At 72.6% G+C, this 17041-nt stretch carries 13 protein-coding genes; 6 read left to right on the top strand and 7 right to left on the bottom strand.

The features are described 5' to 3' along the window. The first annotated feature begins 25 nt into the window (after window positions 1–25). The 3 genes from araA to AC0OO9_RS03475 all read left to right on the top strand — a co-directional run bounded on the left by araA (window position 26) and on the right by AC0OO9_RS03475 (window position 5285). On the top strand, window positions 26–1528 hold the full coding sequence (araA, locus tag AC0OO9_RS03485; RefSeq protein ID WP_484515507.1) for an L-arabinose isomerase: 1503 nt from the start codon (window positions 26–28) through the stop codon (window positions 1526–1528). A 368-nt stretch (window positions 1529–1896) separates the two neighbouring features. After that, complete coding sequence (locus AC0OO9_RS03480) at window positions 1897–3981, top strand: RICIN domain-containing protein (protein ID WP_484515505.1); 2085 nt, start codon at window positions 1897–1899, stop codon at window positions 3979–3981. A 311-nt stretch (window positions 3982–4292) separates the two neighbouring features. Further along, a complete protein-coding gene (locus AC0OO9_RS03475) occupies window positions 4293–5285 on the top strand; it encodes a LacI family DNA-binding transcriptional regulator (RefSeq protein ID WP_484515503.1) in 993 nt (330 codons plus the stop codon). Window positions 5286–5312: 27 nt separating this feature from the next. Here the strand turns inward: AC0OO9_RS03475 and AC0OO9_RS03470 are convergent, their stop codons facing one another. Both AC0OO9_RS03470 and AC0OO9_RS03465 read right to left on the bottom strand, forming a co-directional pair. After that, entirely contained in the window at window positions 5313–8063 is a 2751-nt protein-coding gene (locus AC0OO9_RS03470; protein ID WP_484515502.1) for a beta-L-arabinofuranosidase domain-containing protein, read from the bottom strand. A 29-nt stretch (window positions 8064–8092) separates the two neighbouring features. Beyond that, the gene (locus AC0OO9_RS03465) at window positions 8093–9484 is read right to left on the bottom strand and encodes a glycoside hydrolase family 43 protein (protein ID WP_484515501.1); all 1392 of its coding nucleotides are present in this window, start codon (window positions 9482–9484) and stop codon (window positions 8093–8095) included. Window positions 9485–9938: 454 nt separating this feature from the next. On the opposite strand from AC0OO9_RS03465, the gene AC0OO9_RS03460 reads away from it, so the two are divergent. The 3 genes from AC0OO9_RS03460 to AC0OO9_RS03450 all read left to right on the top strand — a co-directional run bounded on the left by AC0OO9_RS03460 (window position 9939) and on the right by AC0OO9_RS03450 (window position 12409). Beyond that, window positions 9939–10346 (top strand): YciI family protein, encoded by a 408-nt coding sequence (locus tag AC0OO9_RS03460; protein WP_132236607.1) that lies wholly within the window; start codon window positions 9939–9941, stop codon window positions 10344–10346. A 4-nt stretch (window positions 10347–10350) separates the two neighbouring features. After that, on the top strand, window positions 10351–11496 hold the full coding sequence (locus tag AC0OO9_RS03455; protein WP_484515499.1) for an RNA polymerase sigma factor: 1146 nt from the start codon (window positions 10351–10353) through the stop codon (window positions 11494–11496). A gap of 178 nt (window positions 11497–11674) precedes the next feature. After that, window positions 11675–12409, top strand: a complete 735-nt coding sequence (locus AC0OO9_RS03450; protein WP_484515498.1) for a VOC family protein — start codon at window positions 11675–11677, stop codon at window positions 12407–12409. 43 nt (window positions 12410–12452) lie between these two features. Here the strand turns inward: AC0OO9_RS03450 and AC0OO9_RS03445 are convergent, their stop codons facing one another. Genes AC0OO9_RS03445 through AC0OO9_RS03425 form a run of 5 tightly spaced genes read right to left on the bottom strand, consistent with a single transcriptional unit; the run spans window position 12453 to window position 16859 of the window. After that, entirely contained in the window at window positions 12453–13337 is an 885-nt protein-coding gene (locus AC0OO9_RS03445; RefSeq protein WP_484515497.1) for a 3-hydroxyacyl-CoA dehydrogenase family protein, read from the bottom strand. Between the two features lie 43 nt (window positions 13338–13380). Next, entirely contained in the window at window positions 13381–14409 is a 1029-nt protein-coding gene (locus AC0OO9_RS03440) for an HAD-IIIC family phosphatase (RefSeq protein ID WP_484515495.1), read from the bottom strand. Beyond that, window positions 14406–15569, bottom strand: a complete 1164-nt coding sequence (locus AC0OO9_RS03435) for an acyl-CoA dehydrogenase family protein (protein ID WP_484515493.1) — start codon at window positions 15567–15569, stop codon at window positions 14406–14408. The genes AC0OO9_RS03440 and AC0OO9_RS03435 overlap by 4 nt, the downstream gene beginning before the upstream one ends. Beyond that, the gene (locus AC0OO9_RS03430; RefSeq protein ID WP_151452852.1) at window positions 15566–15835 is read right to left on the bottom strand and encodes an acyl carrier protein; all 270 of its coding nucleotides are present in this window, start codon (window positions 15833–15835) and stop codon (window positions 15566–15568) included. The genes AC0OO9_RS03435 and AC0OO9_RS03430 overlap by 4 nt, the downstream gene beginning before the upstream one ends. 13 nt (window positions 15836–15848) lie before the next feature. Further along, window positions 15849–16859 (bottom strand): ketoacyl-ACP synthase III family protein, encoded by a 1011-nt coding sequence (locus tag AC0OO9_RS03425; RefSeq protein ID WP_484515492.1) that lies wholly within the window; start codon window positions 16857–16859, stop codon window positions 15849–15851. Between the last annotated feature and the right edge of the window lie 182 nt (window positions 16860–17041).

Here is a 17041-nt window from a genome sequence, read left to right as displayed (position 1 = left end):
CGCCCATCTCGCGGAAGGCAACTGCATGGCAACGCACCCCCAACCCGAGGTCTGGTTCCTCACCGGAAGCCAGGGCCTGTACGGCGAGGACACCCTCCGGCAGGTCGCCGAGCAGTCCCGGCAGATCGCCGCGCAGCTTGACGACGCGCCGGGGATCCCCGTCCGGGTGGTCTGGAAGCCGGTCCTGACCTCCAGCGCCGACATCCTCAAGGCCTGTCGGGACGCCGCCGCGCAGGGTGTGGTCGGGGTGATCGCCTGGATGCACACCTTCTCGCCGGCCAAGATGTGGATCGCCGGCCTGGACGCCCTGCGGACGCCGCTGCTGCACCTGCACACCCAGGCCAACGTCCTGCTGCCCTGGGACGAGATCGACATGGACTTCATGAACCTGAACCAGGCCGCGCACGGCGACCGCGAGTTCGGCTTCATCCAGACCCGGCTCGGCGTCGCCCGCAAGACCGTCGCCGGGCACGTCAGCGACCCCCGGGTGACCGCTCGGGTCGGCGCCTGGGCCCGGGCCGCGCTCGGCTACTCGGCGATGCGGTCGCTGCGGCTGGCCCGCTTCGGCGACAACATGCGCGACGTCGCCGTGACCGAGGGCGACAAGGTCGAGGCGGAGCTGCGCTTCGGTGTCTCGGTCAACACCTACGGCGTCAACGACCTCGTCGCGGTCGTCGACCAGGTGGCCGACGCGCAGATCGACGACCTGGTCAAGGAGTACGACGACACCTTCCGGGTCGACCCGCAACTGCGGCCCGGCGGGACGCGCCACGACTCGCTGCGCTACGCCGCACGCCTCGAACTGGGCCTGCGCGCGTTCCTCGACGAGGGCGGCTTCCGGGCCTTCACCACGAACTTCGAGGACCTCGGCGGTCTGCGCCAACTGCCCGGCATCGCCGTGCAGCGACTCATGGCCGACGGCTACGGCTTCGGCGGTGAGGGCGACTGGAAGACCTCGGTGCTGGTGCACTCGCTCAAGTCGATGGCGGTCGGGGTCGAGGGTGGGACGTCCTTCATGGAGGACTACACCTACGACCTGACGCCCGGGAACGAGCTGGTGCTCGGCGCCCACATGCTCGAGGTCTGCCCGACGATCGCCGGTGACACCCCGAAGGTCGAGGTCCACCCGCTGAGCATCGGCGGCCGCGAGGACCCGGTCCGGCTGGTGTTCGACGCCGCGCCCGGCCCGGCGGTGGTGCTCGGCCTCGCGGACATGGGGGAGCGCTTCCGCCTGGTGGCCAACGAGGTCGACGTGGTGGCGCCGCCGCACCCGCTGCGCCGGCTGCCGGTCGCCCGGGCCGTGTGGCGGCCCCGCCCGCACCTGGCCGGCTCGGCGGAGGCCTGGATCACCGCCGGCGCCCCGCACCACACCGTGCTGTCCCAGGCGGTGGGCGTGGAGGAGCTGCACGACCTGGCCGAGATGGTACGCACCGAGCTGGTCGTCATCGACGAGCACACCGAGCCACGCCGCTTCGCCGACGAGATCCGCTGGAACCAGGCCTACTACCGCCTCGCCCGGGGGTTCTGACCCGCGCAGGAGGGCAACCACCAGCGCGCCCGTGACCTGGCCCGCCGGTCGATTCCGTCGGTGATACCGGGTGGTCCTCCCGTGCCGGGAGGGCCACCCGTCGGCGTTCCGGTCGCTGTCCCGCCTCGTGCGTGACGTCTTGACGAACGTCATGTTATCGCTCACAGTCGATGGATGGGGCGGTCGGCCTCCAAGGGCATGCCGGCCGAAGGAGTCCTTGCCGGGATCGTGCGAGCCTGCGTGTCATGACGGCGATGCGCGCCTGTGAGCGATCACATCCCACCCGGATGGCCGCCGCGGTGGCCGCAGGCGCCCGGGTCGCGCTCCCCGACGGATGACGTTCCTGTCAGCGCTCTCGAAGGAGGATCATGGTTGCCATCGGTGGGCCCTCGCGGGCTGTGCCCCGACGGCGTGGTTGGTTGTCGCGGGTTTCGGCCGCGGTGGTCGCGGTGCTCGCGGCGAGCGGGCTCGTCGCGGTGTCTCCGGGGCCGGCTTCGGCGGCGACGGTGGACACCAACGCGTGGTACGTGTTGGTGAACCGCAACAGCGGCAAGGTGCTGGACCTGTACAACGGGGCCACGAACGACGGGGCGCGGATCACGCAGTGGTCGCGCAACAACGGCAACGGGCAGCAGTGGCAGTTCGTCGACTCCGGCGGCGGGTACTACCGGTTGAAGTCCCGCCACTCGGGCAAGGTGCTCGACGTCTACAACTTCTCCACGGCCAACGGCGCCAGCATCGTGCAGTGGAGCGACGGCAACGGGACGAACCAGCAGTTCCGGCTGGCGGACTCAGCCGACGGGTACGTGCGGCTGATCAACCGGAACTCCAACAAGGTGGTCGAGGTGCAGAACGCCTCCACCGCCGACGGCGGCAACATCGTGCAGTACGACGACTTCAACGGTGGCCATCAGCAGTGGCAGTTGGTCCGGGTCGGCGACAGCGGCAACCCCGGCGGCACCTTCACCAACCCGGTCGTCTGGCAGGACTTCGCCGACGTCGACATCATCCGGGTCGGCGACGTCTACTACATGTCGGCCTCGACCATGCACTACTCGCCCGGTGCCCCCGTGCTGCGGTCGTGGGACCTGGTGAACTGGGAGTTCGCCGGGCACTCGGTGCCCCGGCTGGACTTCGGCACGAAGTACGACCTGGCCAACGGCGGCCACGGGTACGTCGACGGCATCTGGGCCTCCACGCTGAACTACCGGCCGAGCAACCGCACCTTCTACTGGGCCGGCTGCATCGACTTCGCCCAGACGCACATCTACACCGCGTCCGCCGTCGACGGCACGTGGAGCCGCCACACCACCATCCCCAACTGCTACTACGACGCCGGGATGCTCGTCGACGACAACGACACCATGTACGTCGCGTACGGCAACGGCACGATCAGCGTGGCCCAGCTGTCGGCGGACGGACGCACCCAGGTGCGGGCCCAGCAGGTGTACCAGACACCGTCGAGCATCGGCACGCTGGAGGGAGCGCGCTTCTACAAGCGCAACGGCGCCTACTACATCTGGCTCACCCGCCCGGCCAACGGCCAGTACGTGCTGAAATCGACAAACGGTCCGTTCGGCCCGTACGAGCAGCGCCAGGTGCTGCTCAACATGCCGGGCCCGATCTCCGGCGGCGGGGTGCCGCACCAGGGCGGACTGGTGCAGACCCAGAACGGCGCCTGGTACTACATGGCGTTCACCGACGCGTACCCCGGTGGCCGGATGCCGACGCTGGCCCCCATCACCTGGACCAGCGACGGCTGGCCCCAGGTGCAGACGGTCAACGGCTCCTGGGGCGTCAACTATCCCAACCCGCTGCCGTCGCGTCCGGTCAAGCCGCTCACCGGGACCGACACCTTCCCCGGCACCACCCTCGGCGTCCAGTACGAGTGGAACCACAACCCGGACAACAACCGGTGGTCGGTGGACAACGGGCTGCGCCTGCAGACCGCGACGGTGACCAACGACCTCTACCGGGCGCGCAACACGGTGACCCACCGCATCCAGGGCCCGACCTCGACGGGCACCATCGAACTGGACTACTCCACGATGCGCGACGGCGACCGGACCGGGTTGGCGATGCTGCGCGACACCTCGGCGTGGATCGGCGTCAAGCGCGACAACGGGGCCACGCGGGTGGTCATGACCAACGGCCTGACCATGGGTACCGACAACTGGAACACCACCGGCACCGGAACCGAGATCGCCAGCGCACCGGTGTCCGGCGGGCGGATCTGGTTGCGCGCCAACGCCGACATCCGGCCCGGCTCGGGGCGCCAGGCGAGGTTCTCGTACAGCACCGACGGGGTCACGTTCGTCCCGCTGGGCAACGCCCTGACCCTCAACAACGCCTGGCAGTTCTTCATGGGATACCGGTTCGGCATCTTCAACTACGCCACCCAGTCGTTGGGCGGCCAGGTGACGGTGCGCCGGTTCACCCTGACGACACCATGACACCGACGACCGTTCCCAGGCGTACGAGAGCCTGAGGATCGTACGGCGAATGCTCCGGGGCGGGGTGCGGGGAACCATCGGAAACCGCCCCCGCCCCGGGCGCGCGCCGCCGACAGCCCCGTCTGGTGCGCCGGCTCAGCCGCACCCTGGCCGACGGGACAACTGGCGTAGACTGTCGGCGTTTCCACCGGTCACCCGGCACACGTCGCCGTGGCGGAGGCAGCAACACGATGGCCGCTCCCGTCGACGGCGACGTGTGCGGTCGTCGACGGGCAGGCGGGGGAAGTGAGGTGGCCGTGCGCAGTCCCGCGATGACGGACGTGGCTCGCCTCGCAGGCGTCTCCCACCAGACGGTGTCCCGGGTCCTCAACGGGCACCCCAACGTACGCGAGCAGACCCGGCTGCGGGTCCAGGCGGCCATCGCCGAACTCGGCTACCGGCCCAACCGGGCCGCGCGGGCGCTGGTCACCGGCCGGTCCCAGGTGATCGGCGTGGTCGCGCAGAACACCACCCTCTTCGGCCCGGCGTCGCTGCTGACCGCGTTGGAACAGGCGGCCGCCGAGGCGGGCTTCGCGGTCAGCGTCGGCAGCGTCAGCGACCTCGACCACCAGTCGATCTCGGCGGCGGTGGAGCGGCACCTCGCGCACCGGGTCGCCGGCATCGTGGTGATCGCGCCTGTCGAGTCGGCCGGGGAGGCCCTCGAACGGCTCCCCAAGGACGTACCCCTGGTCACCGTCGACGGCGACCCGCGGCGGCCGATCCCGCTGGTGACGGTCGACCAGGTCGCCGGTGCCCGCGCCGCCACCCAGCACCTCCTCGACGCCGGGCACCGGACGGTCTGGCACGTGTCCGGCCCGCCGGACTGGTTCGACAGCGCGGGCCGCATCGAGGGGTGGCGGGAGGCCCTGCGGTCGGCGGGCGCCGAGGCGCCGCCGTTGATCCCGGCGGACTGGTCCGCGGCGGCCGGCTACCGGTGCGGGCAGATGCTCGCCCGGATACCGGAGGTCACCGCGGTGTTCACCGCCAACGACCACCTGGCGCTGGGCGTGCTGCGGGCGCTGCACGAGCACGGCCTGCGGGTGCCGGACGACATCAGCGTGGTCGGCTTCGACGATGTGCCCGAGGCGGCGTACTTCATCCCGCCGCTGACCACCGTACGGCCCGACTTCGCCGCGGTCGCCCGGGCGAGCCTGGACCTGCTGCTCGCCCAGATCGAGTCGTCGCAGGTCGCCGGCCCCCTGCGGCAGACGGTCGCGCCCTCCCTGGTCTCCCGCCGCAGCGTCGGAGCGCCGCCGCGCCGTTAGGGCCGGGTGGAGGTCCCGCGACACGGTTCATACGAACCGCCAACGCTGGTCGGCGGCCCCGCTGTCGGTGCCGAGGACGATCTGCGCGCCCTGGCTGCCGGAGCCGCCGCTCACCCCGAGGACCCGGCCGCCGTTGGCGCACTGGACGCGGAAGTAGCCGTTGCCGCCGTACCGCAGCCGCCACCGGTGGTCGTTCGCGCCGTTGTCGGCCCACTGCACGATCCGGGCGCCGGCGGCGCTGGCGCCGCCCTCGACCCCGAGCACCCTGCCGCTGTGCGAATTGCGCAGCCGCAGGTAGCCGCCGGTGTCCACGATCGCGGTCCACAGGTGGTCGGCGGTGCCGTTGTCGCCCCACTGGATTACGAGGCCGCCGTCGGCGGTGGACATGTCCCGCACCCCGAGCACGAGCCCGCTGGCGAGGTTCTGGATCCGGCGGGCGCCGTTGGGCACGAACCGCCACAGGTTGTCCGGGCTGCCGTTGTCCTGGTCCTGCACCGCCTGGGCGCCCTGGATGGTGGCGGCGCCGGAGATGGCGAGCAGCTTGCCGGTGTGCGCGTTGCGCAGCTTGTGCGTGCCGTCGCCCACGTCGACGGGCGTCCAGTCGTGGTCGGCGGTGCCGTTGTCGGCCCACTGGACGATGCGGGCGTTGTCGGCGGTGGACATGTTCTCCACGCCGAGCACCTTGCCGCTGTGGACGTTGCGCAGCCGGATCGTCGACCCGCCGGGCAGGAGCTGCCAGTCGTGGTCGGCGGTGCCGGTGTCGCCCCACTGGAGGGCGGGGCCGCCGTCGGCGGTGGACATGTCCCGGATGCCGAGCACCAGGCCGCTGGCCGCGTTGACCAGGCGGAAGCTCGCGTCGCCGCCGCCGTTGCCGGAGACGCTCCAGTAGACGGTGTAGTTGTGCCCGTGCGCGTCGTGGAACGGCCCGAGGGCGACCGGGGCGCCGTTGGCGACGGCGGTGAACGCGAGGGCGCTGGTGCTGGTCCGCGTGATGGAACCGGTGTTCAGCGCAGGCAGCCCGCTCAGGGCGGTGTTGCCGTAGTTGCCGGAGAGCACCACCGGGCCGTACGTGACGGCCTGCACCGCGGCGTTGTCGTTGGCGGCCGACATGACGACCCGCATCGGCAGCCGGACCGTGACCACGTCGCCGGAGGCCCAGGAGCGGGCGAGGCTGGCGTAGCTGCCGGGGGTCGTGGCGATGTTCTGCGGCGTGCCGTTGACGCTGACGCTGGCGCCGCTGGTCCATCCGGGGATCCGGATCCGCATCGTCCACGCTCCGCCGGCCGGGCCGGTCACGGTCAGGGTGGTGGTGTCGCTGACCGGGTACGAGGTGCTCTGGGTGACCGTGATCCCGCGCTGCGTCCAGGTGAGCACCGATGGCATGAACAGGTTCACCGTCAACGTGGTGCCGTCGTGGAAGTAGATGGAGTCCGCCAGCGTGGTGTTGGTTTCCAGGCCGGTGCCCTGGCAGCACCAGAACGAGTCGTAGTCGGTGCTCCAGGTGCCCCCGCCCCACGCCGGACCGACCCCGCGCCGGCCGCCCGGGTTCAGCGGCGTGAAGTACGTGACGTGGCCGTGGTCGTCGGCCGGGTTCTGCTGGCCGATCATGTGGTTGAGCAGCGCCCGCTCGTAGAAGTCGAAGTAGGCGGCCCGGTTCGGGTCCAGCAGCCACAGCTCCCGGGTCAGCTTCAGCATGTTGTAGGTGTTGCACGCCTCGCAGGTGTCGGTGCGCAGGTACCCGGCGATGGCGTTCGGGGCGCGGAAGTGCTCGGCCTGGCTGTTGCCGCCGATCACGTAGCTGTGCGCGTCGACGGTGAGGTTCCAGGCGTTGCTGGCGATGGCCCGGTAACGGGTGGTGCCGGTGGCCTTGAACTCCCGGGCCGCGCCGATCCACTTCGGCACCTGCGTGTTGGCGTGCAGCCCGTTGAGCTGGTCGGAGTTGGCGGCGAGGGGGTTGAACACGGCGTCGTGGTCGAACCGCTGGGCGGCGGTGAGCCACCGGGCGGTGCCGGTCTGCTGGTACAGGTCCGTCAGGACGGCGTTCATGCCGCCGAACTCGGTGCCCAGCATGGCCTGCGTCTGGGCGGTGGTGAGCCGGGCGGTGCGCCAGTCGACCCAGCCGGCGAGCGCCAGCAGTACGTCGCGGGCCTGGGTGTTGCCGACGAGGCGCCAGACGTCGAGCAGCCCGGCGAGTGTCTTGTGGACGCAGTAGTACGGCACGTTGCCGTTGCTCAGCGTCCGCGCCTCCAGGGCGGTGAAGTCGGACTCCGGGAAGCCGGACAGGTATCCGGCGTTGAAGCCGGCGGCCGCGTTGTTGGCCTGGCACTTCGCCAGCTCCGCCACCATACGGTTGGCCTTGTCCCGGCAGGTGGTGTCCCCGAGCACCGCCCAGGCGTGGGCCCAGGCGGTCAGGAAGTGCCCCTGCACGTGGGTGCGGAACGGGAACGTCGGCGCGTCCCAGCCGCCGGTCGGCGCGGCGCCGGCCGTGGAGAGGCGGTGGTTGGCGCGGAAGTTGTAGAGCAGCCGGTCGACGTCGACGAACCGCAGGTAGTTCAGCGTGCGGCTCTGGTTCTCCTGCCAGCGGCTCGCGGACAGCCGGACCTGGCCGGGCTCGAACGCGTGGGCGGACACGCCGATGTCGGGCCGGGCCGGGGGCAGGGCCGCGCTGGCCGTACCGCCGCCGGTGAGGGCGCCGAGGGCGGACCCGCCGGTGCTGGCGACGGCGACCACGCCGGCGGACCTGAGCAGGAGTCGACGGTTGAGGAAGGGAGTGGGCATCAGGGCCTCCGGGTGCGGCGGTCGGGGTGCTAGGGCGTGATCCGGAAGGTGGCGTCCTGCCGGTCGGCGACGCTGGACGAGGCGCTCAGCGGGTCGATGCGCAGCAGGTAGCCGGAGTGCCGGAGGTAGCGGTCCGGGAAGTTGTGGGAGCGCAACGACGTCCACGAGGAGTCGGCCAGGCCCGGCGTGCGGTGGAACGTCGCGTCGGCGCGGAACGTCGCGGTGCCGTTGTTCGGTTCGAGCCGGACGGCGTAGCCGCTGTGGCGCAGGAAGTTGCCGGGGCGGTTCACCGACTCGAACGACACCCCGGCGGGGTCGGCCAGGCCGGGCACCAGCCGCCACAGCTGGTCCTGGTACGGGTCGAAGGGGTACGCGTCGAGACGCCCGACGCCGTTGAGGTGCCGCACGAACCGGTCCGGGAAGTTGGTGGACTTCAGCCGGACCCAGTTCGGGGTGCCCCACCGGCTGATCGCGCCGGCGTACTCGGCCTCGGTGATGCCGAGGATCGAGCCGTGCTTGCCGTTCAGCGGCGGGGCGTAGTCGCGCTGGTTCAGCGGGGCCCACGCGTTGGCGGTGATGTTGCCGCTGGACCAGGCGTAGTAGTCGGCGTTCACCGGGGCGAACGAGTCGCCCCACAGGTACCAGCCGTTGCCGTCGTTGCGCTTGACCAGCAGCGGGGCCTCCATCGCGTCGCCCTGCCGCAGGCCGCCGGTGTAGGTGGTGAAGCTGTTCGGGGCGCCGGTCGACGAGCGGGCGCCGTACAGGTTCCCGTTGGCGAGGTTCTTGTAGTACAGGTAGGTGACGCCCCCGTCGACCACGATGTCGCCGTCCAGGACGCCGAATCCGGGGCTGAAGAAGACCTGCGGGGAGCCGACCGAGTGGAAGTCGGACGTGTGGTTGACCAGGAAGACGTCCCCGCTGCTGGTGTTGCAGGAATAGACGATGCCGTACTGCCCGCGGTTGGCGTCCCAGAAGACCGTCGGCGCCCAGGTGTGCGCGTTGTAGGTGTGCATCCGCAGCCGCCGGTACCCGGTGAAGCTGGTCAGGTTCGTCGAATCCCACACGTGCAGGTACTGGCTGTTGACGCCGAAGTCCGTGCCGCGCAGGTCCGTGGCGATCACGATGAACGTGCCGTCCTGCTTGCGGAAGATGAACGGGTCGCGAAGCCCCAGTTGGCCGGCCGTCGGGGTGACCACCGGGTTGTTCTGGTTGAGCGGGGTCCAGTTCAGACCGTCGCGGCTGACGGCGAGGTGCAGGCCGTAGTCCGCCCCGACGAAGTTCGGCGACTCGGTGAAGTAGGTCATCACGTAGCCGGTGTAGGTCGCAGCCGAGGCCGCCCGGGGGGCGATCGTCAGGCCGGCGGCGGTGGCCGCGCCGGTGGCGACCGCACCGAGGGTGAAGGCTCGTCGGGTCAGGGCCATGGGGGTGACCTTTCTCGATGGTGGCGGCGGAGCGGCGGTTGGCGGGCCGGCTCCGCGAATGCCCTTACGTCCTGGTTCTTCCGGGCGCTGGTATTGGGCCGGCCGAGTCAGGACGGGCCAGCCGTCGGCGGGTGTTCCGGCCGGCCGAAGGGCCCGGCGGCACGCCGTCGCCGGGGCGGGCGTGACGTCGGGGGAGAGGTGCGGGACGGGTGGTGCGTGCCACGGGCGCGGCGGTCGGAACGGCCGCGCGACCGTCCAGACGATCCATGGGAAAACATCGATGTTATCGATAACATAGTTTCCGCGTGACGCCCGCGCAAGACTCCTCGGACGGGACCGGGTACGAGATCGACCAGAAATATCCGGACGGCGATGTCGAGAACCCGGGACCGGCTCCGTCCCCGTGGTGGACGCGATCAGAATGGGTTCGCACCCGCACCGAGAGGGGAAACAGATGGCCAAGTACCTGCTGCTCAAGCACTACCGGGGCGCACCGGCCGGGGTCAACGACGTACCCATGGACCAGTGGACGCCGGAGGAGATCTCGGCGCACATGCAGTACATGCAGGACTTCGCGACCCGGCTCGAGGGGACCGGCGAGTTCGTCGACGGTCAGGCGCTCGCCCCCGAGGGGACGTTCGTCCGGTACGACGGTGAGGGGCGCCCGCCGGTCACCGACGGCCCGTTCGCCGAGACCAAGGACCTGATCGCCGGCTGGATGGTGATCGACGTCGACAGCTACGAGCGCGCCGTCGAGCTGGCCGGGGAGCTCTCGGCCGCCCCCGGGGCGGGCGGGAAGCCGATCCACGAGTGGCTCGAGCTGCGCCCGTTCCTGACCGCGCCGCCCACCATCACGGAGTGACCTGATGCAGGAGGCCCTGCTCCGGAGCCTCACCCCCGGCGTGCTCGGGGTCCTCGTCCGCCGCGGAGCCGACTTCGCGGCGGCCGAGGACGCCGTACAGGACGCGCTGGTCGAGGCGGTGCGCACCTGGCCGGCCGACCCGCCGCACGACCCGAAGGCCTGGCTGGTCACCGTGGCCTGGCGGCGGTTCCTCGACGCTACCCGGGCGGACGCCGCGCGCCGTCGACGCGAGGACCTCGTCGACGAGGAGCCCGCGCCCGGGCCCACGCCCACGGTGGACGACACGCTTCAGCTCTACTTCCTGTGCGCCCACCCGTCGCTGACGCCGGCGTCGGCGGTCGCGCTCACGTTGCGTGCCGTCGGCGGGTTGACCACCCGCCAGATCGCCCAGGCGTACCTGGTGCCCGAGGCGACCATGGCGCAACGCATCAGCCGGGCCAAGCGCACCGTCTCCGGCGTGCGGTTCAACCAGCCCGGCGACGTCGCGACCGTACTGCGCGTCCTGTACCTGGTCTTCAACGAGGGCTACTCCGGCGATGTCGACCTCGCCGCCGAGGCCATCCGGCTCACCCGGCAGCTCGCGGCCGCGATCGACCACCCCGAGGTGGCGGGGCTGCTCGCCCTCATGCTGTTGCACCACGCCCGGCGCGCCGCGCGGACCGCGCCCGACGGCAGCCTGGTGCCGCTCGCCGAGCAGGACCGCGGCCGGTGGGACACCACGTCGATCGCCGAGGGCATCGAGATCCTGCAGGCCGCCCTCGCCCGCGACCGGCTGGGCGAGTTCCAGGCCCAGGCAGCCGTCGCGGCGCTGCACGCCGACGCGCCCACCGCCGGGGAGACCGACTGGGTGCAGATCGTCGAGTGGTACGACGAGCTCGTGCGGCTGACCGACAGCCCGGTCGTCCGGCTCAACCGCGCGGTGGCCGTCGGCGAGGCCGACGGACCGCGCGCCGGCCTGGCGGCGCTCGCGGCGCTGGACGACTCGCTGCCCCGCCACGCGGCGGTGGCGGCGTACCTCCACGAGCGCGACGGTGACCTGGCGACGGCGGCACGGCTGTACGCCGAAGCGGCCCGGAAGGCGCCCAACCTCGCCGAACGAGACCACCTGACGCGCCAGGCCGCCCGGCTCAACGCCCGCCGGCGCCCCTGACCGGCCCAGGACGTCGCCGTGGAACCATTGTCCTAGGACGCTCTAGGGGGTGTGCGCCAGCGGGCACCGGAACAACAGGCTCTACGGGGTGTGCGCCAGCCGGCACCGGAACGACAGGCCGAACGATCGCCCCGGTGGGGGCGCCGCCGTCGACTCGACGGGCCCTAGCATTGCCGGCGTGGCGACGCGGCTGGTGCAGATCAACATGAAGGCCCGGGACGACTCCGCGCTTGGCGGCTTCTGGGCGGAGGCGCTCGGCTGGGGAGTCTCCAGCGAGGGGCCCGGCGTGACCAACCTCGAACCCGAGGGCTTCGTCTACCCCGACCCCGTCGCGGTCTGCATCGACCTCATCGTCTCCCCGGAACCCAAGACGGTGAAGAACCGCGTGCACGTCGACCTCGCCACCACCTCGGCAGCCCACCAGGTCGAAATGGTCGCGCGCCTGAAGGAGCTCGGCGCGACACCTGCCGACGTGGGCCAGGGCGACGTCCCGTGGACGGTGATGGCCGACCCGGAGGGCAACGAGTTCTGCGTGCTGGACCCCCGACCGCTCCACCGCGACACCGGACCGATCGCCGCGGTGGTGGTCGACTGCGCGGATCCGCGAGCCATGGCGCGCTTCTGGGGCGAGGCGACGGACTGGGCCGTGCACGAGGTGACCGACCACAGGGCGGTGCTGCGCTCCGCCAAGGGTGTCGGCCCGTACCTGGAGTTCATCCGTACGCCCGACGTGAAGACCGGATGGAACCGCGTCCACCTCGACGTCCGCCCGTACCCGGGTGACGACCTGGAGGCCGAGGCGGTCAGGCTGCGGAATCTCGGCGCCACCGCCGTCGACCTGGACCGCGATGTCCCGTGGACGGTCCTCGCCGACCCGGAAGGCAACGAGTTCTGCGTCCTCACCCCAGGCTGACCCGGCCAGCCGTGCGGGTACCGGGCGCGGAGGTCGGCGGTGGTCAGGTGGCGGCGGTCGCGGCCGGCCGCGGGTAGTTGTGGAAACCGCTGCCGCTCTTGCGCCCGTAGCGGCCCGCGTCCACCAGCTCCCGCAGTGTGCGCCCGGGCCGGAAGCGGGGGTCACCGGTGCATTCGAGCAGCACCAGGAGCGTGTCGACGACGGTGTCCAGGCCGATCAGGTCGGCGGTACGCAGCGGACCCGTCGCGTGGCCTAGGCACTCCTGGAAGATCCGGTCGACGGTCGCGGCGTCGGCGGTGCCCTGGCCGACGACCTCGGCGGCCTCGTTCACGGTGAGCATCAACACGCGGTTGATCACGAAGCCCGGCCCGTCGGCGACCACGATGCCGGTCTTGCCGATCGCGGCGAGCAGGTCGAGGGTGCGCTGGAGAGTGTCCGCGCTGGTCCGTGGCGCCCGCACCACCTCGACGCTGTCCCTGAGGGGCGCGGGGTTCATGAAGTGCGTCCCGACCACCCGGTCCGGCCGGCGGGTGCTGGCGGCGAGCCGGTCGATGGGGATGGCGGAGGTGACCGACGCGAGCACCGTCGTCGGTGGACAGGCGGCGTCCAGCTCGCCGAAGATCCGTTCCTTGAGCGGGATGCGTTCCGGTGCGCACTCGATCACGTACCCGGCCCGGTCGAGCCCGGCGGTCCGGTCGGTCCAGCTGATCCGCTCGACCACCCGGGCCACCGGCTCGCCCGCGCGGTGCGGGGCCAGCAGCCGGGCCTGCCGCAGCCCGGTACGCAGCCGGTCCACCGCCGCCGCCACGCCGGTCGCCGACCCGAGCGCCGGGTCGGCCACGACCACGTCGTACCCGCCCTCGGCCAGGCACTGGGCGATGCCGAGTCCCATCGTGCCGGCGCCGACCACCCCGACGGTTCCGCTCATGCTTCCCCCTCGCCGCGCCTGCTGATCCGTCCGCTGTGCCCGCTCACGCCGTCACCACCCGCACCGGGTGTGCCCGCGCGGCCGGCGGCCGGGCCGGGTCGATCGCAAGCGTCCACCGGTCGCCCGCGTCGTCCTCGACGGCGAAGCCGGCGAACCGCAGGGTGACCAGCATCTGCCGGTTGACCGCGGTGGGCACGAACTCCGCCACCGGCCGCCGGCCCGCAGCGAGCGCGGTGTGCACGAGGTGGTCGAGCAGGGCCGCGCCGGCGCCGCGGGACAGCACCCGGCACGACATCAGCAGCAGCCGCAGTACGGTCGCGGCCGGCCGCAGCTCGGTGACGGCCAGCCCGACGGTGCCGTAGGAGCCGAACCTGTCCCGCAGCCGCGCCACCAGCACCTCGTGCCGCGGCGACGCGCAGAGCGCGTGCAGCTCCGCCAGGCTGAACGTGACGCCGGTGCTGTTCAGCTGGTGGGTGCGTACGGTCAGCTCGTGCGCCCGGGCGAGGTCGGCCGGGCCGGCCCGGCGCACCTCCAGAACCAGCCCGAGCGAGGCGAGGAAGTCCGCGGGCGGCCCGGCATGCGTGGCCTCGGCGGCCCGGCGTCGCTCGTCGGTCCGGTAGAGCTGGCGGCGCTGCCGGGACTCCTCGGTGACGAACTCGCGGGTGAACTCGGGCAGGGCCGGCAGTTCGGCGACGGCGTCGGCCGGGTGGCAGCGCACGACCGGCAGCGCGGCGGCCACCTCGGCGCGCTCCACCGGGTCGTTGTCGACGAACGCGACGGTGTCCAGGCCGATGCCCAGGTCGGCGGCGATCCGGGTGACCGCGAGGGACTTGGCGCCCCAGCCCACCTCGACCCGGGTGAACAGGTCGAGCAGGCCGTGCGCGGCCAGGTGGGCGGTGGCAGCGGCACGCTCGCCCCGGCTGGCCACGGCGTGCAGGACGCCGCGCCGGTCCAGGGCGTGCAGCGTGCGTACGGCGTCGGGGAACGGCACCGGCTCGTCGCCCTCCAGCACGACGCCGTCCCACAGCGTGTCGTCGAGGTCCCAGACCAGGCACTTCACCAAGCTGGTCACGGCCGCCCTCCCGGCCCCGCCGCGCGGGCGCGCCGCAGCAGGTGGTCGGCGATGTGCAGCTCGGCCACCTGGGAGGAGCCCTCGATGATCTCCATGACCTTGGCGTCCCGGTAGAACCGGCCGGCCCGGCTGTCCGGGGCGCAGCCGGCCGCGCCGAGGACCTGCACGGCCGTGCCGGCGACCCGGGCGGCGGTGCGCGCCGCCGCGTACTTCGCCGCGACCGTGCCGGCGATCGCGTCGGGGGCACCGGCGGCCCGCCACCGGGCGGCCCGGGCGGCGAGTTCCCGCGCGGCGGCCGTCTCCACCGCGGCGCGGCCCAGCAGCCCCCGTACGGTCTGGTGCTCGGCGAGCAGGATGCCGCCCTGCCGGCGGGTGAGCACGTGGTCGGTCATGTCGCGCAGGCACGCCTCGGCCATGCCCACGCAGCCCCAGCCGACCGTGAACCGGCCGTGGTCCAGTGCGGTGGCCGCGACGTGCGACAGGCCGAAGCCGGGCGGTGCGACGCGGTTCGCCGCCGGGACCCGTACGCCGTCGAGCTGGATGTGGGCCAGCTGGGCGGCCCGCAGGCCGAGCTGGCCCACGACCGGCTGCCGCGTCACGCCGGCCCGGTCGGTCTCGACGAGCACGGCGGTGTGCCGGCCGTCCAGCACCCCGAGCACCAGCAGCACGTCGGCGACCTGGCCGAACGTCACCCAGCGCTTGGCCCCGGTCAGCTCCAGGGTCGGCTGCCGGCCCCCGCCGACGGCACGGATGCGGGTGTCGACGGCGGTCAGGTCGCTGCCTGCGCCGGCCTCGGTGGCGGCGAAGCCGGCGAGCAGCTCACCACGGGCGAACGCGGGCAGCCAGCGCGCCCGCTGCTCGGCGGTGCCCCAGCGCAGGACGGCCGCGGCGACCATGGCCTGCACGGTGACCAGCGCGCGCAGCGCGCCGCACACGCCGCCGAGCCGGGCGCACAGCTCACCGACCTGCGCCGGTGTGGCGCCGAGGCCGCCGTGCCCGACCGGCAGGTCAGCGGTGAGCAGCCCGGCGGCCGCCGCGGCGCAGCGTACCCCGGCGGGCAGCGCGCCGTCCCGGTCCCAGCGGGCCGCCTCGTCGCGCGTTGCCGCGGCGAGGTCGTCGCCGAGACCGTCGAGGGCCGGCGGCGCGACCGCGGCGGTCACGCCGGGATCCCGGCGCGGCCGGCGGTCTTGGCCAGCACGAAGTCGGTCAGCCGGGAGATCGTGCGGAAGTGGTCGAGGTCGAGGTCGGCCACCTCGACCTCGATGTCGAAGCGCCGCTCCACGAACACCACCAGTTCGATCGCGAACAGCGAGTTGAGCAGGCCGAGCGCGAAGTAGTCCTCGTCCGGGCCGATCGGTCCGGACACCGCCGGGGCGATGAAGTCGTGCAGCTCCCGCGCCACCGCGGGCCGGTCCGGTGCTCCCATCCCCACTCCCATCTCAGTCTCCCGCGACGGCCGCGACGGGATCGCCGTCGAACTCGACAAGCACCATGCTCCAGGCGGCCACGGGGCTGGAGCTGACCAGTACGGCCCGCTCGCCGGCCCGCAGCCGCCCGGTGCCGATCTCGGTCGCCAGGTTGAGCAGGACGTCGTTCGCGCCGAGGTGGCCCAGGTCGCGCAGGTTGTCGCGGCAGGTCGGGGCGACCGTCACCCCGAGCGTCTCCTCGACGAACCGGAACGCGCCCGCCGACAGGTTGTGGCTCACGTGCCGGGCGACGTCCGCCGGCGTCAGCCCGTTGCGGTCCAGCAGGCTCCGGTACATCGCGCGCAGCCGGTTGCGGCTCTCCAGCGCCAGCTGGAAGGAGTACTCCCGGGGGTCGCGGCACTGCTCGGTCCAGCGGGCCGACGGGCGGTCCCGGTAGTCCACCCGGAACAGGTCCCAGTAGCGGCCGTCGGTCTCCTGGAGCACGTCGCGCACCCGCAGCGGCCCGTCCCGCGAGACGACCACGGCCATGCCCCCGTCGCCGCTGACGGTGACGGGGTGCCGGTAGCGCCGGGGCGTGGCCGGCGTACTGCCGTGCACGACGAGGACGTCGGTCAGGTCCGGGTCGGCGGCCAGCAGGCCGCGCGCCACCAGCAGCGCCGGCGTGGTCGACACGCAGCCCAGCCCGCCGACGGCGAAGGTCAGGGCCCGGCCGGCGCCGAGGTACGCCTGTAGCCGGGTCTCGGCGGAGCTCATCAGGGTGGCCGGCGCGCGGGACTCCACCACGACCAGCGCCCCGATGCGTGCCGGGTCCAGCCCGGCGGCGCCCAGCGCCCGGGTGGCGGCTCCCGCGGCCAGGTCGAACGCGTCCAGCTCCGGGTCGGTACGCACCCGGTCGATACCGAGCCCGGCGCAGAGTTCCCGCTCGGCCGGCCCCAGGTACGCCAGCTCCGGCAGCTCCGCCACCGGGACCGACCGTTGCGGCAGGAACGACGCCATCGTCCGTACCGCGATCGTTCCGGGCATGTCGCCGCGCCTTTCGGTAGCAGGGGCCGTCGTCGGTGTCCCGTCCCGGGCGTCCGGACCCGCTCCTGCGTCCGGTGTGCCGCGCGCCGACTCGATGCCACTCTGCCGATCGCGGCTCGTGCCGGGACAGAGAAGGACCGGCAACGCCTCTGCCGGTCCTTCTCTGGTTCCGGCCCGCTCGC

Source organism: Micromonospora sp. USAFONa4 (assembly GCF_057197825.1).
The sequence above is the reverse complement of the archived record's forward strand: the minus strand, read 5'-3'. Positions and strand labels throughout refer to the sequence as shown.